Here is a 24785-nt window from a genome sequence, read left to right as displayed (position 1 = left end):
ACTCCTAGTTACCTAGGAGTCATTGTATAAGTATCTCACTCTTTACAATCAATCCTAATTATAAAATATCCCTTTATACAAAACAAACGAACTTTATGTGAACAAGTAGAGCATAATTAAAATATGTTGCACTTTTGTATTTCGCAACCCATACTAATTGTTATAACTATTAAAGGTGGTGCAATGGATTGATAGTTCTTGAAACTGAACGCCTCGTTCTTCGCTGGTTTGATATAAAAGACGCTCCATTTATTCTAGAATTAGTAAACGATCCTGCATGGATTCAGTTTATTGGTGATAAAAGGATTAAAAACTTAGAAGATGCAAAAAAATACATCTTAAACGGACCCGTTGATATGTATAATAAAATGGGATTTGGTCTTTACTTAGTAGAGCGAAAAGAAGATTTCACTCCACTTGGTATGTGCGGTCTTATTAAAAGAGATTCATTAGAAGATGTCGATATCGGCTTTGCCTTTTTAGAGAAATTCCGTTCAAAGGGGTATGGCTTTGAATCCGCTTCTGCTGTAATAGACTACGGTGTACAGAACCTAGGTATGAAACGAATTGTAGCGATTACTACTATTGATAACATCAATTCAGGAAAGCTTTTAGAAAAAGTAGGATTGCAGTTCGAAAAGATAATTTCGGACTCAGGAGAAGATTTAAAATTATTCGGGTATAACATATAATAAATTATCAGATTTCTCTTTTAATCTAATCAAAAAACATTTCTTACATATACATTCCTAAAAGTTATTATAATTAAAATACTCATCTATTTTTTAACGTTATAACCACACTAATTTAAATCACAACTCTGATTTTCAGTACTGTATTTATTCTTAAAAACCCTCTATCTTGTTCTTAAAGTTGTCAAAACTCTTATGTAGTTAAATGAAAAGTTTATGCTAATATGTTACTAAGAAACTATGCGTTCCCTTAACCCTGTATCCGGCCCTGGATTTTTTACAGGGCCTTTGTTTATTTAATTTACTTATCACGTGCTGATACACATTAAAAGTCATTTCAAATGTAATAAACGATAAATAATAAAATAACTTTAGATAGTATGACCTGCAACTGTAATACTATTCCTTCAAATTTCTAGACGAGAAGACAAGTCATAAAAAAGGAATCACTGAAGAACAAGATAACAGCTTGAATAATGATACATCTTGATGCAAAATATTTTGGAAACCTAACTGCTAGTTAACTCAAAAAGAAGTTCTACTTAATATAGGTAGAACTTCTTTTCCCTTTACTTCACATGTACATAGTTCTCACTTATTCCTTGCTTAAAAACTTGAGAAACTCATCTTCATTTACAGGTTTACTGTAATAATAGCCTTGAATTAAATAGCATGCATTTTGTTGTAACACTGTTAATTGTTTCTTCGTTTCTACTCCTTCCGCAATCACTTTCATATTTAAAGTATGGGCTAGCGAAATAATAGTTTGTATAATTTCATCTCCATCATTTGAAGTTCCAATCCTATTCACAAATTCTCTTGGAATTTTCAAAGTATCAATTGGATATAAAGGTAGATACGCTAATGAAGAATATCCTGTACCAAAGTCATCAATTGATAAATGTACACCATATGATTTTAATGCTTTTAACTTCGATAAAGTTTCTTTTTCATCTACCATGGCAATTCGCTCTGTTAATTCCAAATCAATCAAATTAGCTGGTACTCCTATTTCTTCTATGGTAGATATAATCGTTTGAACAAAATCTTTCTGTTCAAACTCTATAGCTGATAAATTTATCCCCATTTTTAGATTTGTATAACCTGCAGAATGCCATTCTTTCAGCTGTAGACACGCTTGCTGTAGCGTCCATTTTCCAATTGAAATAATTTGCGATGTTTCTTCCGCGATAGGTATAAACTCAAAAGGTGAAATTAGCCCCAGCTCTGGATGTTGCCAACGTATTAATGCCTCTGCGCCAATAACCTTACCTGCCCTACTATCAATTTGAGGTTGATACAATAAAAACAATTCATTATTCTCAATTGCATTTGGTAAATCCTGCTCTAATCGTAATCGTCTTGTTATTTTTTGAGATAATGTCTCGTCGTACATACAAACAGCATTGCTACCTTTTTCCTTTGCACTATACATGGCGATATCAGCATGTTGTAAAAGTGTTTTGGCATTTGTTCCTCCAAATGGATACAACGCTATTCCTATACTAAGAGATAAGTAAAAGCTATGTTGATTTACTACAAATGGTTTTTCAGTTATACGAAATAGTATTCCGCTCAAATCCAATAGCTGTTGCTCTGTTTTGTTATGGACAATGATTGCAAACTCATCTCCCCCTATTCTTGCTAAAGGAATAGTTGGTGACAGACATGTCCTAAAACGTTTGGCAACTTCTTTTAAAACACTGTCACCAATTGCATGACCCAGTGTATCATTAATGGTCTTAAAGCGGTTTAAATCTATATACAGGAGTCCAAACTTATCCTGTGTTTTTTGTACACGCTCAATGGATCTGTCTAATTCTTGTTGGAAGAATATTCGATTCCTAATCTCCGTCACCGTATCATGAAATGCTAGATAGTTTATCTCATCCTGTTGTTGCTTCATCCTTGTTATGTCTTTTACCATTACATAACTCCCAAAAGTTTGTCCTTCTATCATAATAGGAACAATGGTGACATACCAAAAATGTATATCCTTCTCATTATTATTTTTCACACGTAACTGTAATGAAGACGAACTACATCGTTTCCCCTTCTTTAGAGCTGCTTCCAATTCAAGTTTATCTTCATCTAAAAAAATAGAGAAGCACTCTTTTCCTATTAATGCACCACTATCTTTTCCTAATAATATACTTCCAGACTTGTTTATATTTAATACGATACCATTTGGATCAATTGTTAATATAGGATCTGGATGATACTCATATAAGGATTTAAACCTCTCTTGATTTTTTACCAAATCATTAGATTTTTTTATTAAATCTGCTGTTCTTTGAGATACTTTTTGCTCTAATTGATTATTAAACACTTTTAATGTTTCGGTTAAATCTTTGTTTTGCATGCGTACAATTGTATGACGAATCAGTACAAATACAAAGGCAATACAATTTCCCGTAATCAGTGTAGATGAAGAAGTTTGCTCTTTCAAAGTAAAACCAATTAAGATTGCAACTGCAAGATAAGGGAATATGACAAGAAGTTTCTTTCCAAATGTCGGATTAATAATAAAATAATTTCTTCTAGAAGTTGCACTCCTTGGGATAGTAGCTGCAATGGCAATAAATAATAGAAAAACTCTATACAAACACCTTAATAATATGAGTGAACGATATGATAAACCATCTTGTAAATAGAAATATAAGTAGTCTGTAATGGACAATCCTGTTAATACTAAAATAAAAATAAATAATTTACTTTTCGCATTAAAAATTGCTGGTCGGAAGATAAGGCTAACTCCTAGTAAAAGAAGCAATAGATCTATAATTGGGAAAATAAATGAAAGAAAAACATCTCCAATTGATAAGAATAAGATATTTGCAGAAGGTTTATTAAATAGGTACCACTCTAAGGTAAAAATAGCAGTAACAACAATACATAAATCACAAATTAAATACGCTTTTTCCCACTTGTTACATTCCATAATGATTTTATAAAAGAACGCAAGGAGAAAGAAGAATAAGAAAAACAACAAAAATACATCAGAGATATTAAAATTTTCTATTGGTAATTCTACATTAAGTACTCGAAAAGCAGATATAAAATTCCCTATCAAGAAACACCCTATTGCAATTGTAATACAAACCCAAAAGACTCCTAGTTTAATTTTTCTTGACGCTATAGAGTAAAGTAATGAGATAAATACTGTAATTTCAACAACTAAGGATGATAGTCGTATATTAAAATCTGATACAAAATAGTGATTCGGAAAAACAAATAAAAATATAAAGCAAAAGCTTAAATAAGCTATTAGAGCTAATATCAATACATAAAATTGTACATGTGAATATTTGCGCAATGGACCACCTTCTTGATTTTTATTAAAAATGACTTGATAAGGCACAGCTCGTATTCATTAAAATGAGTGTTACCTATCATTCCATATTATGACCTTTTTTAAAAGATTTCTTTCTACATACCGCAGTCTTATTTACTCATCGTAAATTTGAATGATACAACTTAACTGTTCTTTAAATATGAGATAGCATCTAACCTTCCATTGCAACATAGTTAGTCGCTTATTGTCACACTTAGAAAGAAGGAAAATATACTATCATTAACTTAGAAATTCGAATTAAATTACCAAACTAACTGAAACCATTATAGTTACAACTAGAGGTGATGTCAATTTCAAATACCTCCCCTTTTAATGGACAAAAGACGTGACATCTGGAACAAAAATACGATGTTTATAAAAAAGATGTAATGTTATATCGACCTAACCAAAGAAATATAAATGATCTAGCATTAAGTGAAGATGATATTGCATCTCCACCAAAAGAATGTTACTCTAAAAATAGAATGATGAAAGGAATGATGGATGAATAATGATTAACTAATTTATATTTTAAGTTGAATTTTATAACTTCAAACTACAAAATATAGGGTTAGTCTATCCATTTTTATAATTCACTTCATACTTTATTTGTCATGATTCAAATGATTAATAAGTACTTATTAGTATAAGCGAGAGACTAATCCTTCCGATTAAAAATTGGGGGATTTTTTTATTCCCTTTTATGTAAGTTGAAATTTATTAATCGCTAAATTTACCTAACAAATAAAGGAGCGAGAAAAATGGATAATTCAGACACTATTGTTACACATGTAATGCTCTATATAAGTCGTTAATATCCATCAAACTTATATAGAGGAATTAAAAAAATGGATGGATGTTCCGACTTTATATGAAACGTTTCGATATATAAAGGAGGAATTATTATGTCAATGATAAAAGTTCAAAACTTAACTTTTTCATACCCAGGTAGCTTTGATAATATTTTTGAAGATGTAAACTTTCAAATAGATACGGATTGGAAACTAGGATTTATCGGTAGAAACGGACGAGGTAAAACGACTTTCTTTAATTTATTATTAGGGAATTATGAGTATAGTGGAAAGATCCTTGCTTCGGTAGAATTCAATTACTTCCCCTACCCTGTTGCAGATAAGAACAAATTTACTCATGAAATTCTTGAAAAAATTTGCCCCCAAGCCGAAGATTGGGAATTTCTACGTGAAATATCCTATTTAAATGTTGATGCCGAGGTCATGTACAGACCGTTTAAAACTTTATCAAATGGAGAACAAACAAAGGTGTTGCTCGCTGCACTGTTTTTAAATGAAGGTCAATTTCTATTAATTGATGAACCAACAAATCACCTAGACACTGATGCACGAAAAGTAGTCTCTGATTATCTAAGGAAGAAAAAAGGCTTTGTTTTAATTTCACACGACAGAATCTTTTTAGATGGATGCGTTGACCATATCTTATCTATAAATAGAGCGAATATTGAAGTTCAAAGTGGGAACTATTCTTCTTGGAAATTAAATTTTGAAAGACAGCAAGAGCACGAAGAGGCTACAAATGAGCGTCTACAAAAAGACATAGGAAGATTAAAACAATCTTTCAAGCGTTCAGCAAGTTGGTCTCATGATGTAGAAGCTTCAAAAAATGGAACAAGGAATTCAGGTTCTAAGTTGGATAAGGGATTTGTAGGACATAAAGCAGCCAAGATGATGAAAAGAGCAAAAAACCTAGAATCAAGGCAACAAAAAGCTATTGAAGAAAAGTCAAAATTACTAAAAAATGTGGAGAAAACTGAGTCATTAAAATTAGAAGCATTGAAGTTTAAGTCAAATGAATTAGTTACTTTGGCTGACGTGTCTGTTAAGTACGATGACCAAGTCGTGAATGAGCCAATTAACTTCGTAGTTGAACAAGGTGACCGAATTGTGCTTGATGGCAAGAATGGGAGCGGGAAAAGCAGTATCTTAAAACTAATTCTAGGGCATCCGATACAGCATTCAGGTTTAGTTACTTTAGGTACAGGACTCACCATTTCCTATGTCCAACAAGATACTTCTCATTTGAAGGGATCGCTATCAGACTTTATTGAAGAGCACAAGATTGATGAGACGTTATTTAAATCCATCCTACGAAAGATGGATTTTGACCGAATTCAATTTGAGAAAGATATATCTCATTATTCTGGTGGACAAAAGAAAAAACTGCTTATCGCTAAAAGTTTATGTAAAAAAGCCCATATGTATATATGGGATGAACCATTAAACTTTATAGATATTTATTCACGTATGCAGATCGAAGAGCTGATTCAACAATTTAATCCCACAATGATTATTGTTGAGCATGATAAGGCGTTTCAACAAACCATCGCAACGAAAACTATATCTATGTAACTTCACTCGAATAATTAATAAATCAAGCCATTAATCTATAAAGTATTTGAATGAAGTGTCGAAAAAAGCCTAATTTCTCTACAATACATTGAGAAATTAGGCTTTTTAATAGGAAAATTAGGATTCATAAACAATGCGTAATTTATATATTAGGCTTATCTGTTAAAGCAGAAATAATCCTGTTCACTAAGTCTTCTGGCATCCATTCATGATTCGTATCATTCGTTTCATTTGGTCCTAAAGAATCAATGAACTTTTTGAACTTTGGAAATAAAACAATTGAAGTGATCCAATGTATCGTATGATCTATAGAGAAGAAATGAAAAACTCCTTGTTTTTCGCCCTCCTGTAATATTTCTTTTAACTGTTCAAAATTACCTATGAAATATGGTTTAATCTTTTCTAATCTTGCACTTTCCTTAATAATCTCCTCATATGCCAATGCTCCAATTTCAGGATTTTCTTTTATATGTGTAGCAAAGACTGTTAAATATTCTTTAAGAGCATTGATAGGATTAAATTGATTCTTCTCAAGAAAATTAGGTAACTCATTAGCAAGGCCATATTTCTTAAACACTTCATAATACAGGTTTTCTTTCCCATTAAAATAGTATGAAGCCATAGCAACATTTACTTTCGCTTCTTTTGCAATTTCTTGTATGCTTGTACCTTCGTAACCACGCTCTCCAAATTTTTTCTTAGCAGCCTTCAAAATATTTTCCATCGTCTGCTCTCGAGATTTCCCCATTTCACACACCTCAAATAATATATATTTCACTTCAAAAATCCAATAAGGACTTTGAATAGAGTATCTTTTTAATGAAATTTAATTATATATTTAAAGTAGTAACTTAACAACCGATGAAGTCTTGATTACTTTAAACAATTCGCCACACAACGTACACCCCAAAAAGAAACATCTCCTGAATCTCTCCTACCCTATGTCACCATACAAAGAATTCTTTTAAAAATGAAATAAAAATAAACACCATACTTAAAAACAATATCCCCCTGTGTAGCATGAATAGCTTTCAAATACTTCATGCTCTTTTCTAATTGAGTATAAAAATGAACAAAAAAATAATAAGGACCCGAGTTTATCTATTTTTACAGATAAACTTGGATCCTTTCATTACATTATACAAATTTTCAAAAACCTTTATACTCATATCTTGATGAAATAATTCTCCATCAATTGTACCTCATTTACTGATTAGATTTGTTTAATCTCAATATAAGGTCCTTTGATGTTTAATTTGTTAATGTCATTTGAGATATTACCTACAGTTGTTTTTTCATTAAACGTGTAGACCTTTTCACCATTTACAAAGATACCCCAATTTCTATCTTCGTAACTGATACCATAACCAGCATTGCTAGATGTCGCTTTGAGTTGGTTTCCATTCATTGAAAAAGATAATTTCCCTTTTCCTTTGTTAAGTTGGTTATTCACATTGTTGATACTACTCATTTGTTCTTCAAGGGCTTTATGGTTATCAAGAGTAACTTGATGGTTTTTCCAGTCTAATTTATAGTTGTTTGTAAAGAACTCATTATATGTATCTTTATTATTTGTTCCCCACCATTTTGAACTTACCCATTCGATATTGTACTGATCTGAAATTCTACGATTTGTTATTTTTAAATCGGATGTAGATTCTGTTTTATCAGCAGTAATAACTGCTACTACATTAGGAGAAAAACCGTATCCTGTTAAAGCTGGTACTGTATCTTTTGAAACAAAATTATTCGTTCCTTCATTATAACTACGTGATTTCATAAATAGTTGATTACCATAGAAAGTATTAAATGTATCACGATTATAAATTCCCCACTCTGGAAAATTAAACGATTGGAATCCTACTTTCCAATTTAATTTTTTATCTGTGTGAGTCTCTAATACCGTTTTATAGTCTACTTGATCATAAGATACACTTTCTTTCCAAGCGAAGCTACCTGTAATACTTGCATCGGCATTTGGCCCTTTATCATTTACCCCAACTTTAACACTTCCACCAAGTGTATACCCTACTTCAGAAGTAACCTTTGCTGAAGTCATTGTATTAACTGGGGCAGCTTTATGAAATTGAGCGCTATCAACACTTGTTATTTCTGCTTCAGTATGATACGCTGATGGCCATTTTAAACCTGCGTTATAGTATCCGCCATTAATTGTATATTTAGCATCTATATTACTACCATCTGTTGTAACAATTGCGATTTTTTTATCTGCATAAGGATCCTCAATAAAAGAAACCTTTATTGAATTTTTGATATTCTGCTTCATGTCATAAGTAGTTTTAAAACTATTATAGACTTTTCCACCATTTTGAAGATTTTCTACAGTTCCTTTAGAATCTGCAAATGCAGATGTTGCTTGTACACCAAGTGATCCAGACATAATAACGGACGCTACCGCAACACTTTTAACTATTCCCTTTGCTTTTTTCATACAGACATCCACTCCTTCTTAAACATTTAAAAGGTATAAACATATTATTTTTAGCTCTCAATACTAGAGATAGGTTCATAACTTTACAATGTAGAAATTTATTAATCTTTATGACAATAACTATCAACACTTGTTTTTCTAATTTCCATCTCTTTTTTACTGATAACTATTATCAATATTATTAAAACACATAATAACGATTTAAACAACAATTTTAAATATGTATTTAAAATTGTTGTTTAAAAAAGTGTAAAAAAATTATAGAATTCTTTATTTCGAGAATTACTATATTTTCATTTACTTATTGCAACCTATATTCAGATACATTATTCCCTTTCCATTCATAATAATCTAAAATCCCCTCATAAATGGCTTCTGCTGCGACCTGCCTTCCGTTTTCTGTAGATAACTTACTATAATCGATACCATTATCTATAAAAGCAAGTTCCGTTAACACAGCTGGCATTTCATTTTCTCTTATAACATGAAGATCTCCATGTTTAACGCCTCTATCACGTGTTTGAAGAGCGTCTACTAATCGAGTTTGAATTTTTTCAGCTAAAACACGACTTTCTTCCACATGAGGATTTGTTTTTTCAGATTTAGAAGATTTATAGTAGTATGTTTCTGTCCCTTTTGCATTACCATTATAAGCATTTGCATGAACACTTATAAAGATATCCCCCTGATTTTGTTTAGCAAATTTAACACGTTCCTGTAAAGAGCTTTTTTGATCATGTCCAGGTCTATTATCAGATTCACGAGTTAGTAAAACTGTAAATGGTGTATGTTTTTCAAGCAATTGTTGTAGACGTAAAGAAGTGTCAAGTACAATCTTACTTTCAGGTAATCCCTTTGTGTCTTTTCCAGGATCTGCGCCACCATGTCCGGGATCAATAATTATTGTCTTATTTTCTAAAGGATTACTTTGACTATATTGAAGCATATCTGTTTTTGCGGTTAGTTGTGCAGCTTCAGCGCGTGTTATGAACCTATTTGGTTGCCAACCATTATCTGTACCAACTGAAATTTTTAAATCAATTAAAGTATTTGCAAACTTTTCACCCCAATGTCCCTTTAAATCTTCAAATTTACTTTGTCCATTGCTAGTGTTTTTATTTTGTAGTTTATATGCATTCACTAGCATAGTAGCCATAGCAGCACGAGTAACTTTTCCAGAAGGATTAAATATTCCATTTCCTTCACCTTTAATTATTCCTGCCTTTTCAGCTGCGGCGATATAAGGGGTTCCCCAGTGGTTTTGTGAATCTTTAAAAGATGGTTTTGCATTTAAATCAATGTGTATACCAAGAGCCCTTGTCATAATGGTTGCTGCAGAAGCTCTATCTAGTGTATCACTTGAACCAAAAGTTCCATCTGGATAACCACTCAATACTTGTTTATCAACTAAATAATTAACGGATTTGTCAGCCCATGCAGGAACATCTGGGAATTTGTGAGTATCTGCAAAAATACTAGTAGAATAAGATAGTAAACTTCCAGCAAGAATTCCTGTAGCAATTAATTTGTTCTTCAAAATTTAGCACCTCTAAAAAATTATTACAAGTTGGTAAATTATGTGTACTATAGTTAATCTTTAAATAATATGAATTCGAATAAAGTATAGATTAAGTTGGCGTCATCACTATATTATAAGATAAAGAATCTAGTATAGAATTATCATTCCGAAAAGAATCCTTCGACATACACTTATAGATTGAGACTATTACATTTATTCACCAACATTGTGTAACTAGTATAGTTACTTATATATATGAGTGTCAATTAAAACAACCTTACATTTTTGTAAGGTAACCAAATTAATAATATATCAAGTAATTATTAAATAATGTAAATAATTATCTTTTATTTTAAGAACAGATTGATTTAAGCACACTCCTTCTAAATTATCATTGATGCCTCTTTCAATTCCTAATGTCCCTCTTAAAAAGGGCACTTTTGAAAAGTGCTCTTTTTAAGAATTATGAAGCTACAAACCTAGAATTCCTACAATCTGGCGAGCCTTAACATTATCAATATAATAATGCATCTCTAATCCTCGTCTTTGTACACGGAGCACAGTTCCCCTTAATTTTGATAGATGCTGTGAAACAGTGGATTGTGGGATTCCTAATATTTCTGTCAACTGTGTAACATTACACAGTTTATGGTGCATTAATTCATTTACAATTTTTAATCGAACGGGATGTGCCATTACCTTTAATACATATACATCTTCCTCTCGGATTTTAGCTAGATCTCTATTAGATATTAATGTTGTCATTTCGCATTCCCCTTTATTATTAATTTCTATTTTCCAATTATCCTTATAAGTAGTACTTATAGATATTTACCATTTGTCCTGTTGAGAAAATGTATTCTCGTTCTTAAACAAAAAAAGACACCAATCCAATAAACAGCTTTTACTGTTCCAATGAATTGATGCCCTCTAATTTTTAGCCAAACTATATTTTGTTTTAAAAGGATTATTTTATAGTCTATTATATGATTTTAAATGAGACTTAACATTCTTTGTTACATAAAAAGTAATACTTTTCTCCCTAGTTTAAGTACAAATTTAAATTCTGATTTTTCTTTCTCACATTGTAAAATTAAGATGAAATGTTTCTTCATTTCATCTTATACAGCATATATTATGTATTTCTCAACACCAATAAACGTAGCTAAATCCCCTATAATGGTACCTCCAGATGGTAGCTGTCATTCCTTTTTAAAAGACCCTTTTCTTTAATTACAGGGCTTTTTAACTTTCCTCAATTAAAATATCCTTTTTATTTCATTATCTTGTTAACCCCAATGATATGTAAACCTCTTTTAATCTATTAATCCCCTATTACGCTCCTTCATGTAGAGATAAGGGAGACTTCTCGTTCAAATAATAAATTATGCATCATTGCATTTGATAACTATTTTCGTTGTAACTATACTGATTACAGTAATGCTATTAATCCAAATACTCTACGTGGAGGTTTTATTATGTTTAAAAAAATTATTGTATCTTCTATGGCGCTTACTATGTTGGGTGGGGCTGCAACTATGCTAGAAACACCTACTGCTCAAGCAGCTTCTTATAACTCAACATCATCTTCTTACTTTGATGTCACTCCCGAAGAAGCAGCTGCTTTTTATCAATCTCAGGACTATAAAAAATTAAAAGCCTTTATGGATGACTTTGAAGCTAGAAATCCTTATGTTCCTGGTGGAGGCTATGCTCAAGGTAGTGTCCGTATGCAAAAATTCAATGATGCCCTTAGAGCTGCTAAATTAACAAATGTATACCAAGAATTTATTAGAATTTCGTACTACAATCATTATCCAGAACCAAATAATCAAAACAAATAAAATGCTTATTACTTTAACTTAGCCTAATTTTAAATGTATAGCCTAAAACTAGAAAAAACCACTTATATAAGGGGATTTTTCTAGCTTCCTATGTAATTCAGCTGAATACTGAGTTATTTTTATTTTAAGATTACTCACAACCGACATCCTCTTTTTTTACACAAACTAGTAAATTAGCTATAAAAATATCAAAATGTATTTATAAATTGTTGAAAACAATTCCCTTCTGTTTAATAGTAAAAAGCGAGCACCTTCTCGTAATTACATAAGGTGCTCGTTTTTATTTTCATGTGTAATTCTCGATTTAATATAGTTACTTTCTAGTAAGTAAAAACTAAATTAACTTATAAACAAGGCTTTTTAAATTTAATTTATAGATTTTACTGCAACCTGGAATTGTCCCTTAGAACCATCATCATTTGAAACGTAAATTTTATACGTTCCAATTGGTAATGGAGATAAAGCATTCCGTACATTTGTAACATTAATTTTTTGTTCTCCAGGTTTTATATAACCACCAACGATTAGCTCCATATTTGGACCTTTCACACTATATCCCATTGTATTTTGTCCATTATTTTTCATAAAGAAGCTTAAATTTTCACTCCCATTATATACAAAAGAAGTTACAGCCTCTCCACTATAATCCATTGTTTGAGTTAATAATAAGTCTACAGGAACATGTTCGACTATATGAATTGTATCATTCGTTTTGTGTATTTCTTCAGCATAAGTATTATTTCCTAACACACCAAGTGTTAATGCTGAAATTACTCCACAACTAAGCACTAGTTTATTTAACTTCATTTTAAGTTCCCCCTTGATGTTTGTAATCTATTACCATCATACCTTTTTTTTCAAGTGCGTTTTTATGTAATAATTCATATCTTTAAACCTATATATTTTAACTTTATACCTTAATAGTTATTGAAAAACTCACATTGATAAAGCTACAGTATTATGATACTAAAAAAGAACATGCAAATTTCAAAGTCCTTTTTAACAAAAATTCATACAACTAAGTACCAAAGCACTCAAATAAATAGCATTTCCATTTTAGATAAAATATACTAATGAAAAATTTTGAAATTTCCACTTTATAATTTGATATATTCCATGTTAATATAACGTAGGCTACAAAATATGATTCACAAGATATATTTTTTCACAGAATATCCATACTTAAAAACCCATTATTTTATTAGTAACTCAATCCCAGTTTTACCTATACAAAAGTCAATTACTAGTTTCATATGTATAAATATCTAAGTAGGTTTTTTATCTATTATTTTTCCTAACTTCCTTATCAATTCTAATACGATTAATATAATAGTACTTTTCAAGTGCCCTTCCTTTTTTAGATAAAAAGTCTACTGATACTAAACATCTAAGTTTAACTCATACATAACCCAATATACAAACTATCGGAGATGCAAAACTATGGGAATATCTACTCTTTTATTAAATACCTTTATAATAATAATTTGTATCCTTAGCTACCACGTATTTTGGCTAGAATTTAAAGAAAAAATAACATGTAATAATATATTGATTTCTATCCTTTCCTCCATTGCTATTATTTTTTGCATGACTTTTCCTTTTCATCTACATGCTGGATTTATTTATGATTTACGTTTTATTCCTATCATATTAGTTTTTCTATATGGAAATACAAAAAACATTGTTTTTATAGGAATTTTATATCTTTCTTATCGATTTTTCTTAGGCGGAAATGGAGTTCTTCCATCATTTATTATCTTTACTATTATTTCTGTTATAACAATGCTCTTTCGTTACTTATTACCAATGTATGTTAAAGAAAAAAAGATATTATTAAGCTTGCTTCTTATTTTAGTATGTACAACTTCACTTTCTATCTGCGGTATTGTAACTCAAATAAATACAGGTGGTAAAATTGACTCTACTCTCATAGAATTTTTATTAAATTATATAATCATTAATATATTTACAGTATTATTATCAGTGTATTTAATTGAGGGAATGATCGAGAAATATAAAATGAAAGAAAAGCTGCAACGGGCTGAAAAATTTTATATAGCTAGCGAACTAGCCGCGTCCATTGCACACGAAATCCACAATCCACTAACCACAGTACACGGATTCACTCAATTGTTAAATGAAAAACATGCCTCTAAGCTACCTCAGGATCAGTACTTAGAAATCATGTTAATTGAAATGCAACATATACAATCTACTATTAATAACTATTTATCTTTAACAAAACCACAGAACACCCTAAAAGAGAAAATAGATATTAATCATATTTTAAATCAAGTGAAAGACACTATTTCACCACTCGCTCTATCATACAAAGTTGAAATAATACAAAATAGTACAAATTCCTTTTATATAAATGGAGACCCCGAAAAATTCAGGATCTGTCTAAACAACATCATACAAAACGGAATTGAGGCCATGATAAATGGTGGAGTATTACAAATAAATATACAGAAAATTAAAGGTAATATTATAATCGATATTATTGATTCAGGGGTTGGAATGTCCTCTCAACAAATAAAGCGGATTGCTTTACCATTCTATTCAACAACAGAAAAAGGAACTGGGCTTGGTACTATGATTGCCTATAGTATTATTAAAGAATTAAACGGTGATATAGAAATAGAGAGTAAATTAGGTCAAGGTACACGATTTTCCATTAGTATCCCCTGCTAATATGACGTAATAAGTTAAACGTAATAAGGACCAGAGTATATCTGTTTTTACTGATAAACTCTAGTCCTTTAATTAAATCAAACATACTTAAATTTTATTATTTTGCTCACATCTCTATGAAATCATAATTCATCGATTGTATCTCATTTACTGATTAGGTCTACTTAACTTCAAGATAAGGTCTCTTAATACTTGATTTCTTAATATCATTAGATACATTACCTATAGTTATTTTTTATTTTAAATATTAAATTTTTAACATTCGTAAAGATACAATATCTTCATAACTGATATTGTAACCTGTATTACTTGATATAGACTTAAATTGATTTCCATTCATTGAAAGACAATTTCTCTTTTGCTATTTCACTTCTACCGTATAACCCCCTGTTCCTCCGCCATACTGATACACATGTAAATAATATTTTCCTGGATATGTGTAGTAACTTCCTACTAACTTATTCCCGTCTTGCTGGGCATACGTAACATAATTATTTAAATCCGCTTCTGAATAAAGAACCCAGTTTACTCCGATATTATTTTCCTTCGTTACATTAATTTGTAGGTTTTTCGCAGTTTCCACATTTATTTCAAAGTAATCACTCGTATCACCATTTCCTAAACTAGCACGTAAAACTTGATTTAATTGCAGTTTATTCGCTGTCTGGAATGAGTTATTTGGCTCTTTTTCGACACTGTTATCTTCTTTCTTTTGAACCGTTACATTCGTTGTAACCGTATTCGTTAATCCTTTGTCATCTGTTACTGTTAATTTTGCCGTATATGTTCCTTCTTTTGTGTATACATGGGTCGGATTTTGTTCATTACTTACAGTACCATCACCAAACTCCCATTTATAAGCAACAATTTTCCCATCTTCATCTCTTGATCCATCGCTTTTAAACGAAATTGCTTCATTTACATTTCCGTTATATGGACCATTTATAACCGCAACTGGTGCTTTATTCACAGCACCTTCTTCTGTATTCATACCATGGAATACAACATCATATTCAAATTGTCCTGATGCATTCACACGATAATTCACAAAATAAGCTGTTACTGTTTTATAACCTGTCCATTCTTTTGCACTTAAACGTTTTAACGTATCATTTACGTTTTGTGTAATTGTTTTCCAGTCTTCATATTCCCCTTTTACAGTAGTACCTGTATACGTTCCTTGCAGTGTAAATGTATTAAAGAACTGTGATTTATTTTTCTTAACTGACACATTACTTAATTTTGCTTCTGCTGTAATTTCTGCCGCAATATCTGAAACTGGTTTTGGTGCGTGAGTTGCTAAATAATCATCTGATACTAATGGAACATTATATTTCTCTCGGTTATCGACTAACATTTGCATATAGTCTTGATACTCTTTATTTAAATTCGTATCTTTACTTAATGCAGAGCGGTATGCATCATATGCTGTTACATCATTTTTTCTAATAAGATCATGAACTTTGTCAAACATATCATATCTCTTATTGTACATATACGATTGTAAAGCGAAGGAATAATTATAGAAATCCCACGTTCCATACTTTGCATTTAACGTTCGCTCTGCCGTATAACGTTCTGCTGGATTTGAAGATATCCCTCCTATAATACTCTTTCTCGGTACAACATTATCTGTTCTCGTTGCCCCTGCAAAAAACTCCGCATTCCCTTCTTCAAACCAGGATAATCTCTCGTTCTCATACATCTTACCTTGTCCCCAAAGCCCTGGTACTTCATATCTACCTTGCAAGTAATGCGTGAACTCGTGTCGGAACAATTCTTCTAAACTATAAATACTTTCTTCTGGCGTACGTTCATAAGTAAAGAACGTACCTGTTCCTTCTATATAAAGACCTCCGTTATTCGTTTCATACCCGTACAATTGACGGTTAAATTGATACTCAGCTGGACTATTATAAATAACCATCGTTAATACATCATCAGGATTTCCTTTTTCTAAAGGTTGATCACTTTCAACCGTACGATGGAATTGTGCCTTCACTTCTTTTGCCGCCCAATATAGACGTTTTACCTTTTCTTCTGTCACTTTATCTCCAGCTTTTAAAACAATTGCACCATCATCAAACGTATACGTTTTCGGCAAATACTTTTTCTTCCCATCTTCTCGTATTTGATCTAAATTAACAACATTTCCATTTGCATCTTTCCCGCCATAATTCGTCGCGATTTGCTCAGCCGCTACGAAATATTGCTCTCCTAAATACGGATACATTTTCATCGCGTCTGTTACAACTTGCAATCCTTTCGTTCCTGTACTATGGAACGTACCAACTCTACCTGTATAATAAATACCATTATTAATTAACCAACCATTCTTCTCTGTCACCGTTCCAATTAAAGCAAAACGACTTAATTCATTAATATAGCTATCAATTTTTTGGTACCATACTGTATCTTTCGGTGCTTTTCTCGTATCGTACAAATACGATTGAATGTCGTAATCAACACCTTGCATAATATCGTAAATCGCATTTCCAGCTGATAGATTGTCTACCAATGTAGAAAAATTATCGTTATATTGTTTGAAAATCTTTGCAGCTGATGTTATCGTTTCCACATCACTCGAAGCATTTCCTATTAATTTTCCGTATGATGATACAACTCTATTTTGTTCTAACGTACCAAGTTTAAAATTCGGGTTATTCGCAATCGTTTTTAATGCAGGTAAGCATTTATCATGATAGCTCCGCTCATTTAGTTTACTTAATTCTGTATGATAAAATCCTAAATAAAACCCTGAACGTAATACCTCTACTAAAGTCTCAATCCCTTTGGAATCATCTTTCGTATAAGCTTGTCCTTGCTGCTTCAATTTATCAATAATTGCCTGCATCCTACTATCATTTTGATAGAATGCAAGACTATCCTTATTAAACTGAAATAGACCCGTAATTTGCTCCCAATTGATTGTTACAAGTAAATCTACTAACTGCTGATTGCTTAATTGATTTAATTCAGCAATTGTATAAGTTTTCGCTGCAGCTAATTGCTTACTTTCCTTTTTCACTTCAGGTGGTCTTTGCGACAAATCAGCAAATTGTAGCCTTTTCTCAAAAGACTTGCTTTCAAGCACTTTTGATGAATGAGCTAATTCTTGCACTGGTAGTTGTACACCAACTGGCTCCATTTTGAGCACATTCCGATAAGAAACTTGCTCTCCCTTTGTACTTTCTGCCAATGTGCTCCCTTGAAAACTTCCTAACATTAAACTAGCAAAACTTACCCCTACTAACACTTTTTTTGAATAGCCTTTCATGCTCTCCCCTACCTTACATTTTTTAGTGTCCCGCACCATTATTTTACTATTCTTACTTTTTATTCTGTATTGAGAAAAAATAAGGGAACGTTCACACATGTATCCATACCGCGCAAAATTAACACTTGACTTTATGTGAATTTTATATCAAAAAAAGATAGATAATAGCGAAATTCCTGCTATATCTATCCTCGTTTTCAACGCTATGATTTTAACTTTATAAACGTAACTTCCGGTAATGTTTGCATATGCTGAATAAATTCATTCTTTTCTTCTGACGATATATTTTTTAGCTGCATCCCTACCTTATAAACTATTTCCGTACCTCGCTGTAAAGCTTCCACTTCATATGACAGTATTGGAATGCCTTTCACTTGAAGCATTTCTAATATTTGCTGTACCGCCTCATGTTTATTTATACACATTTGCACTGTTATATTTTGCGGAAATAAAAATTGCACCTTAAAAATACGACTCACAATCTCTAAACCAATTAAAACGAGAATCGTCGCTCCAATGCCTACTACATACATGTCAGCCCCTATTGCTAATCCAATTCCTGCTGTAGCCCATAAACCAGCCGCTGTCGTTAATCCTTTCACTGCCTGTTTTTGAATAATAATTGTACCTGCACCTAAAAAACCTACTCCACTAACAACTTGCGCTGCAATACGGCTCGGATCAAGAGCCATATGTTCTTCATTCATAATATCTGAAAAAGCATATTTCGAAACGACCATTATTAATGCACTTCCTACCGCTACTAGGAAATGTGTTTTTAATCCCGCTTCTTTTGATCGAATTTCCCTTTCAATACCGATTATTGCTCCTAACAAACCCGCAACACCGATTCGTATAATCAAATCAAAATTTACACTCACGAGCCCTTCCCCCTTTCATTCATTATAGATAGATAAAACAAAAATTATCACACACATCCATTTATCGATATAATAACATTTCATTAAAATATACTTAATATCCTAGGTGATTTATGTTAATATTTTCAATATTAACATAAATAGAATTCAGCCCACTTTTTATACGAAAAACCATAAACTTTACTTTCCATTTAAAAACGGGATATGGATTGCATAAAATGAGGTTGAGAAAGTTTAGAAAACGCTTACATTTTGCGCCGTATTTTTTTATACATACTACATAAATAAAGGAGCTTACTAACAATGAACGTCTCTTTACTTACACCTACTATCGATTTACAAGAAGAATACTTAGATTTTTATAACGAATGGAAAGATAGCGGTGAAACGATGATTCCGTGGGTTATCTCAAAAGATCCCTCTAATTTCACGGCAATGATTCAAGAACTTCACGATGCACATAACGGAATAAACCTCCCTGAATCTTGGGTACCAGACTCTACGTATTGGCTCGTTACAGATGAAAATAAAATTGTAGGAGCTGTTAATATACGTCATAGTTTAACCGAACATTTATTTAACGCTGGCGGTCATATCGGTTATGGCATTCGCCCTTCCGAAAGAAAAAAAGGTTATGCTACGAAGTTATTAGAGTTATCGCTAGAAAAAACGAAGGAATTAAACATCGAGAAAGTACTTGTCGTTTGTGACGAAGTGAATACAGGATCAGAAAAAACAATTTTACATAACGGCGGGCTTCGTGATGATGATTTCATCGAGGAAGATGGAAATGTAGTAAGAAGATTTTGGATTGAGCTATGAAAAAGTCATCCGATAAAAATAATCTTGTTATAGAGAAATATAGTAGAAGTAATGAGCTAAAAGTAAAACAACTTATTGATTTATACAATGAGGACTCTTATCTATTTAACTTATTACGAGATAATAAAACAAAATGTGCATATGTTGCCTACTATAAAAAAGATGTAGTAGGCATCTTTCTCACCTGGAATAATAACTTCCATCCATACTGCACATACTTTCGAATATATACGAACCCTTTCTATTCAGTGCTACACATAGAACAAATTTTATTAACCGAGATTCTAAAACGAGAAAACTTCAAATTACCATTAAAAACCTCTATATGGGAAACATCGGCTCATTTAAAAGCCTATTATAAAGAACATAATTTTACGGAAATCCGAAGAACATATATGCCGATATTAGACGTACGAAAAATCATAGCTATCGATACAATGCTTCATTCAAATTATGATGTACAAACCTTATCAAACATCTTGTCTAATAATAGCTTCTTTGAAAAGCTAGCTCACTTAGTAAAAACGAATTATGAGGATACTCACTTAGCAAATCCCGTTGCCTCATACCCGCTCGAAACTTGGAAAGAACAGATGTTAACTGATGATGTGTTACTAGATGGGAGCTTTGTAATGATAGATGAAGAGAATAAAATTATTGCGTACTCTTTCCTCCATACATCAGAAAAAGATAATACGGTAGAACTAGGATGGTGTGGGACTCACACTACAGAAAATTTATCCTTACTGAAACTTCTCGTTTTCAAACAAGCTATGTATGCAAGTAAACATGGTTATTCTTTCATTCAAGGTGAATTCGATTCAACGAGTATATATGCAATGGAGATATTAAAATCTTTTCCTTTCAATCCTTGTGCTACTTGGATTACGTATCAAAAAGAAGTCGGAAAGTGATTATACACCTTCCGACTTCTTTTATGCTGTCTCTATTTCAAACTGCACTGTAATACCACTAGGATCTACTACTGTAAATCCGTTTGTACTTTCGTTTACTTTATGTTGTTTTTCTATTAATCTTTCTTTCACTCCATCTAACGCTTCTTTATGCGGTAATACAATTGTATATACCTTAAGTCCAGTTGCATACGCTGGTGGATGAGGATTATTTACTCCGTTCCACGTATTTGCACCGATATGGTGATGATATCCTCCTGCAGAAATGAATAAGCAGTCATCTTCACGCTGTTGCACTTCAAATCCTACTGTCTCTACATAAAACTCGTGTGACTTCTCTACATCCGCTATTCGTAAATGTACGTGCCCAACGACAGTATTAGCAGGCAACCCATCAACCTCATAATCAACGAGTGTTGCCAGTTCTTTTAAATCAAGCGGCGTACTGCCTCCTGGTCCTTCTCCCCATTGATCGCGCGGACGGTCTGCATAAATTTCAATACCATTTCCCTCTAAGTCTTGTAAATAAAAAGCTTCGCTATACGTATGATCACTTGCACTATTAAACCTTGAAATTGGTAAAATTTCATTTGAATATGTATAACGCCCTTCTTGCTCAGCCGGGCTATCAATTACGTGCTTATTACGAATCACACCAAATAATGCCGAAGCAAACGCCTCACGAGTCGGAACTAAAAAGGCTACATGATATATACCAGTCGTACGCGGCTCTTGCAGTACCCCGTCCTCTAACTTTTCAAGAACAAGTAACGTGTTCTTTCCACCTTTTCCTGATAAATATGCTTTATTCGCCTCTTGCTTAATTACTTCTAAGCCTACTACATTCTCATAAAATGCAATTTGGCGCTCTAAATTTTGCACTTTAAATTCAACATGACCAATACGTGTTTTCGGATGAATTTGTACCATGAATAACTCCATCTCCTTATCCTGATATTTTCCTATTTCATATAACCGTTACTATGAAGGATACAACTAAAATCATCCTATGTAAATAAGAAAAGTCAGAATTTACACTCATTTTTTATTTTCATAATAAAAAAGTCACCTCTTCTAACTTTCAGAAAAGGTGACTTTATAACTATTATTTCATTTTATGTACTTCAGCAACTAACTTTCCACCCTGAATGCCCATATAAAGTTTCACAGGTGCATCATTCGTGTTTTCAAACACTAAGTCTAAGTATGGATATGCAATTGTAGCATCTCTTCCTTGTGGAACATAACCTACCGTTTTAGAATGTGTCGTTCTCTCTACCATTTTCAAACCAGCTTGATCTGCTGCATTGTATAATGTTGATGATGTTTGACAAACACCACCGCCATATCCATCTACTAATTTACCATCTACAATTTCTTTTCCTAATTGATACCCTTTATCTGGCGTTGTATCACCAATTAATGCATTGAAAGAGAAACTGTCTCCTTTTGCTAATACAACTCCATTTATGCTCGCTGCTGACAAACGGATATTCTCAATACGGCCACCTGCTGAGCCACCTAAATTCGTTTCATATCTACCAATTACCGTACCACTTCCTTGCGCATCACTTAATGTTGCGATAGGCTTTTTCTCAACAATAGGTAATTGATATGAAGAATCCCACATGCCAACGTTTAATAATTTATCTACTAATTCTTTTTCCATTAATTCATAAGAAGGTTTTCCTTCTTGCCAACTTCCATCAGGTGCTACACGTGAAGGGACCATCTTTTTGTCCACGCTTTTTCCAACCTCGCTAGCAACCTTCGTTACCGATTTTTTAAATTTTGCTTCGTCTTCAAAATAACCTAGACTCGATAAATCTAGCTTTTTCACTTCCGTACCAGTACGACCATCTACTAAACTAATAGAATCCTGTACCTCTGCTTTAGCCTCTACCGTGTGGCCACCAATATCACTTACTAATGCAACATCACTTACTTTTGCACCACAACCACTCACTATAGCTACACATAACACCCCAACTAATATACCCTTTACTTTACGGAACAATATACTCTCCCCTTTTTCCCAATATTACTTTTATGTATTATTTCATTTTTATGTATGTTTTGTTACAATCATTTTACAATATATTTATAAAATGTTACAAGTTATTTTTTACTCTATATAAATTACTCTTTTCTTTTCCAAATGTCTATACATATTTACATAAAAGTTTGAGTTCGATAGAATTGTAACCTTTATGTAACCCCACCTTTTTATCCAGTATATACCATAAATCAAAAGAAATACAAATGTAAAACTCCATATTCTTATTTATAAAGGAACATCCTGTGAACATAAATAGGTATTTGCCGTGCCACACTCCGCTTTTACACATACATTATGGTGAATTAACCTATTTTAAAGAAATGGAGGATGTTTTTATGTACCCCTACAATCCATACGATCCATATAACCAAAATGGTTATCAGCCTCAATATGATTTACAAGCACAATACCAACAATATATAGATCCAGCAGAACAAGTTAATCCATATGATCAAAATCGACAATTCCAACTTCCAATCTCTTTTCCTGGTACTGGAAACCGTCAACTAGAAAGACGAGTAAATGAACTTGAACAAAGAGTACGTCAATTAGAAAACACGGTTGAGCGTCATACACGTAGATTAAACCGATTAAACCAACGTTTACGTACAATAGAAAACAGACTAAACATTCCATTTTCAGCATTAGAAGACGGATTTTAATTTCGAAAGTAAAAATATATAAAGGAAGGGGCTCCCCCTTCCTTATATAAATTGACGAAAGTTTTTTCCATCTCTATACTGATAAGAGTTAATGAAATGAAACAAGGTGATAAATATGGATTTTGAAATAAATTATCTTTCCTTTTATGTTGTACAAGTAGAAGGAAAAGGTGAAGCTGTTGATAAACGCTACAAACATTTTCAAACGTTAGACGCTGAAGAGTATGAAGATAGCTCCTTAAAAGAATTTTTGAATGGTGAATTATTAAAAATTTCAAAGCGAAAAGTAGAACGTCATGCGAAAACAGAACAAGCTCCGACAAAGATCGGTCGCTTCATTGTAGAAGAAGGGCACGAACTTGATTCAAACCCTCATTACAACCTCTTTAATCGCATTCGCTTTGCGGAAACAAAAGAAAACTTCAAAGATATGAGTGAACCTCTCGTTTATACATATCTGGACACAAGCGCTGTACGCGGTGGTGTATTTTTAATTGCGCAAGCAAAACTACGCAAATACTTTGATGATCCATTCGTTTTCGTTATGAAATGTGACTTCGAACCGAAAGTCGCTTCTATTTCAGATGAATCCACGCTGATTCGTAACGTTGAAATGGCCATCACAACAAAAAACATGAAATCTATCCAATATCCGTACATGCCTGAAGAAGGTATGGTCGAAGTGGGTGAGCTAAAAATTCACCAAGCATCACACGCCCGCTACTTTGAAGACTTCTTAAAATTCGTCGAGTACGAACGCTCTATGCCTGAAATTATGAAAACACAAGTAATGGACATGGTATACGACCAAATTGAAGATGTATTTGAAGAAGGTACGGAAGAACGCGAACAATTCGACCAAGCAATGGAAGTATGGGCTGCCAGTCCGAAACGCGAAATTATGGAACAATTTTCAACCGAAGAAGTAATGGAAGCTACCGCTCAAATCGTCGAGCATGCTCCTGAAGTGGAATTAAAGCTAAAAGCAGATCATATCTCTGTGAAGGCCCTGCTTGCTGATTTCGGGGATCAAATACATATCGCAAAGGTAAATGATCGATACGTATTAATGATTGAGGCTGATACACTTACGTTTGAGAAAGGCTTCTCTCCAATTGAGTTTCTGAAGCCAGATGAATTGCAAGATGTGATTGAGCGGATTGAGAATAAGCAGCAGTATTCTTATGATCCGAACGGGATTGAATAAAGTGAAACTTTAATCAGTGGGGGTTTTGTTCATCCCCACTGATT

The 24785-nt window shown here is 32.5% G+C and carries 18 protein-coding genes; 8 read left to right on the top strand and 10 right to left on the bottom strand.

Going from position 1 to position 24785, the window contains the following annotated elements:
• The first annotated feature begins 188 nt into the window (after nucleotides 1-188).
• On the top strand, nucleotides 189-692 hold the full coding sequence (locus AC3WTA_RS17970) for a GNAT family N-acetyltransferase (protein ID WP_000636228.1): 504 nt from the start codon (nucleotides 189-191) through the stop codon (nucleotides 690-692).
• 595 nt (nucleotides 693-1287) lie between these two features.
• Here the strand turns inward: AC3WTA_RS17970 and AC3WTA_RS17965 are convergent.
• Nucleotides 1288-4008: a sensor domain-containing protein gene (locus tag AC3WTA_RS17965; RefSeq protein ID WP_001234102.1), complete on the bottom strand. Its 2721-nt coding sequence runs from the start codon at nucleotides 4006-4008 to the stop codon at nucleotides 1288-1290.
• Between the two features lie 923 nt (nucleotides 4009-4931).
• Between AC3WTA_RS17965 and AC3WTA_RS17960 the strand changes: the two genes are divergently transcribed.
• On the top strand, nucleotides 4932-6410 hold the full coding sequence (locus tag AC3WTA_RS17960) for an Lsa family ABC-F type ribosomal protection protein (RefSeq protein ID WP_000061806.1): 1479 nt from the start codon (nucleotides 4932-4934) through the stop codon (nucleotides 6408-6410).
• 142 nt (nucleotides 6411-6552) lie between these two features.
• Here the strand turns inward: AC3WTA_RS17960 and hlyIIR are convergent, their stop codons facing one another.
• From hlyIIR to AC3WTA_RS17940, 4 genes are all read right to left on the bottom strand, one after another.
• Nucleotides 6553-7158, bottom strand: a complete 606-nt coding sequence (gene hlyIIR, locus AC3WTA_RS17955) for a hemolysin II regulator HlyIIR (RefSeq protein WP_000520487.1) — start codon at nucleotides 7156-7158, stop codon at nucleotides 6553-6555.
• 465 nt (nucleotides 7159-7623) lie between these two features.
• Nucleotides 7624-8862 carry a hemolysin II HlyII gene (gene hlyII, locus AC3WTA_RS17950; protein ID WP_000709379.1) on the bottom strand — a complete coding sequence of 413 codons (1239 nt, stop codon included), beginning with the start codon at nucleotides 8860-8862 and terminating at the stop codon, nucleotides 7624-7626.
• Between the two features lie 301 nt (nucleotides 8863-9163).
• Nucleotides 9164-10399, bottom strand: coding sequence for an N-acetylmuramoyl-L-alanine amidase (locus tag AC3WTA_RS17945; protein WP_000791595.1), 1236 nt, complete (start codon nucleotides 10397-10399; stop codon nucleotides 9164-9166).
• Between the two features lie 453 nt (nucleotides 10400-10852).
• Entirely contained in the window at nucleotides 10853-11146 is a 294-nt protein-coding gene (locus AC3WTA_RS17940; RefSeq protein WP_000209273.1) for an ArsR/SmtB family transcription factor, read from the bottom strand.
• A 713-nt stretch (nucleotides 11147-11859) separates the two neighbouring features.
• Here AC3WTA_RS17940 and AC3WTA_RS17935 point away from each other — a divergent pair.
• The gene (locus AC3WTA_RS17935; RefSeq protein ID WP_000473493.1) at nucleotides 11860-12225 is read left to right on the top strand and encodes a hypothetical protein; all 366 of its coding nucleotides are present in this window, start codon (nucleotides 11860-11862) and stop codon (nucleotides 12223-12225) included.
• Between the two features lie 366 nt (nucleotides 12226-12591).
• On the opposite strand, the gene AC3WTA_RS17930 is transcribed toward AC3WTA_RS17935, so the two are convergent.
• Entirely contained in the window at nucleotides 12592-13032 is a 441-nt protein-coding gene (locus tag AC3WTA_RS17930; protein ID WP_000773513.1) for a hypothetical protein, read from the bottom strand.
• Nucleotides 13033-13665: 633 nt separating this feature from the next.
• Between AC3WTA_RS17930 and AC3WTA_RS17925 the strand changes: the two genes are divergently transcribed.
• Nucleotides 13666-14919 carry an ATP-binding protein gene (locus AC3WTA_RS17925; protein ID WP_000513013.1) on the top strand — a complete coding sequence of 418 codons (1254 nt, stop codon included), beginning with the start codon at nucleotides 13666-13668 and terminating at the stop codon, nucleotides 14917-14919.
• Between the two features lie 361 nt (nucleotides 14920-15280).
• On the opposite strand, the gene colA is transcribed toward AC3WTA_RS17925, so the two are convergent.
• Nucleotides 15281-18196, bottom strand: a complete 2916-nt coding sequence (colA, locus tag AC3WTA_RS17920; protein WP_492332948.1) for a collagenase ColA — start codon at nucleotides 18194-18196, stop codon at nucleotides 15281-15283.
• A 203-nt stretch (nucleotides 18197-18399) separates the two neighbouring features.
• Nucleotides 18400-19077, bottom strand: coding sequence for an MgtC/SapB family protein (locus AC3WTA_RS17915; RefSeq protein ID WP_000115592.1), 678 nt, complete (start codon nucleotides 19075-19077; stop codon nucleotides 18400-18402).
• A 303-nt stretch (nucleotides 19078-19380) separates the two neighbouring features.
• Here AC3WTA_RS17915 and AC3WTA_RS17910 point away from each other — a divergent pair, with 303 nt between their 5' ends.
• On the top strand, nucleotides 19381-19899 hold the full coding sequence (locus tag AC3WTA_RS17910) for a GNAT family N-acetyltransferase (protein ID WP_001103099.1): 519 nt from the start codon (nucleotides 19381-19383) through the stop codon (nucleotides 19897-19899).
• A complete protein-coding gene (locus tag AC3WTA_RS17905) occupies nucleotides 19896-20813 on the top strand; it encodes a GNAT family acetyltransferase (RefSeq protein ID WP_492332947.1) in 918 nt (305 codons plus the stop codon). Before AC3WTA_RS17910 ends, AC3WTA_RS17905 begins: the two co-directional genes overlap by 4 nt.
• A gap of 21 nt (nucleotides 20814-20834) precedes the next feature.
• On the opposite strand, the gene AC3WTA_RS17900 is transcribed toward AC3WTA_RS17905, so the two are convergent.
• Nucleotides 20835-21743, bottom strand: coding sequence for a VOC family protein (locus AC3WTA_RS17900; RefSeq protein ID WP_000249890.1), 909 nt, complete (start codon nucleotides 21741-21743; stop codon nucleotides 20835-20837).
• Between the two features lie 175 nt (nucleotides 21744-21918).
• Nucleotides 21919-22830 carry a VanW family protein gene (locus tag AC3WTA_RS17895; RefSeq protein WP_000488977.1) on the bottom strand — a complete coding sequence of 304 codons (912 nt, stop codon included), beginning with the start codon at nucleotides 22828-22830 and terminating at the stop codon, nucleotides 21919-21921.
• A gap of 362 nt (nucleotides 22831-23192) precedes the next feature.
• Here AC3WTA_RS17895 and AC3WTA_RS17890 point away from each other — a divergent pair, with 362 nt between their 5' ends.
• A complete protein-coding gene (locus AC3WTA_RS17890) occupies nucleotides 23193-23534 on the top strand; it encodes a hypothetical protein (protein WP_116480664.1) in 342 nt (113 codons plus the stop codon).
• 115 nt (nucleotides 23535-23649) lie between these two features.
• Nucleotides 23650-24741: a DUF3900 domain-containing protein gene (locus tag AC3WTA_RS17885; RefSeq protein WP_000345047.1), complete on the top strand. Its 1092-nt coding sequence runs from the start codon at nucleotides 23650-23652 to the stop codon at nucleotides 24739-24741.
• Nucleotides 24742-24785: the final 44 nt, after the last annotated feature.

It is taken from the genome of Bacillus sp. EB106-07-01-XG149, assembly GCF_058791555.1.
This window is presented reverse-complemented; position numbering and strand designations above follow the sequence as displayed.

Coding starts and splice junctions, on each gene's coding strand:
- AC3WTA_RS17900 (WP_000249890.1), bottom strand. CDS start 21,743: ATGGTACAAATTCATCCGAAAACACGTATTGGTCATGTTGAATTTAAA.
- AC3WTA_RS17960 (WP_000061806.1), top strand. CDS start 4,932: ATGTCAATGATAAAAGTTCAAAACTTAACTTTTTCATACCCAGGTAGC.
- AC3WTA_RS17935 (WP_000473493.1), top strand. CDS start 11,860: ATGTTTAAAAAAATTATTGTATCTTCTATGGCGCTTACTATGTTGGGT.
- AC3WTA_RS17905 (WP_492332947.1), top strand. CDS start 19,896: ATGAAAAAGTCATCCGATAAAAATAATCTTGTTATAGAGAAATATAGT.
- AC3WTA_RS17890 (WP_116480664.1), top strand. CDS start 23,193: ATGGAGGATGTTTTTATGTACCCCTACAATCCATACGATCCATATAAC.
- hlyII (WP_000709379.1), bottom strand. CDS start 8,862: ATGAAAAAAGCAAAGGGAATAGTTAAAAGTGTTGCGGTAGCGTCCGTT.
- AC3WTA_RS17930 (WP_000773513.1), bottom strand. CDS start 13,032: ATGAAGTTAAATAAACTAGTGCTTAGTTGTGGAGTAATTTCAGCATTA.
- hlyIIR (WP_000520487.1), bottom strand. CDS start 7,158: ATGGGGAAATCTCGAGAGCAGACGATGGAAAATATTTTGAAGGCTGCT.
- colA (WP_492332948.1), bottom strand. CDS start 18,196: ATGAAAGGCTATTCAAAAAAAGTGTTAGTAGGGGTAAGTTTTGCTAGT.
- AC3WTA_RS17885 (WP_000345047.1), top strand. CDS start 23,650: ATGGATTTTGAAATAAATTATCTTTCCTTTTATGTTGTACAAGTAGAA.
- AC3WTA_RS17925 (WP_000513013.1), top strand. CDS start 13,666: ATGGGAATATCTACTCTTTTATTAAATACCTTTATAATAATAATTTGT.
- AC3WTA_RS17940 (WP_000209273.1), bottom strand. CDS start 11,146: ATGACAACATTAATATCTAATAGAGATCTAGCTAAAATCCGAGAGGAA.
- AC3WTA_RS17910 (WP_001103099.1), top strand. CDS start 19,381: ATGAACGTCTCTTTACTTACACCTACTATCGATTTACAAGAAGAATAC.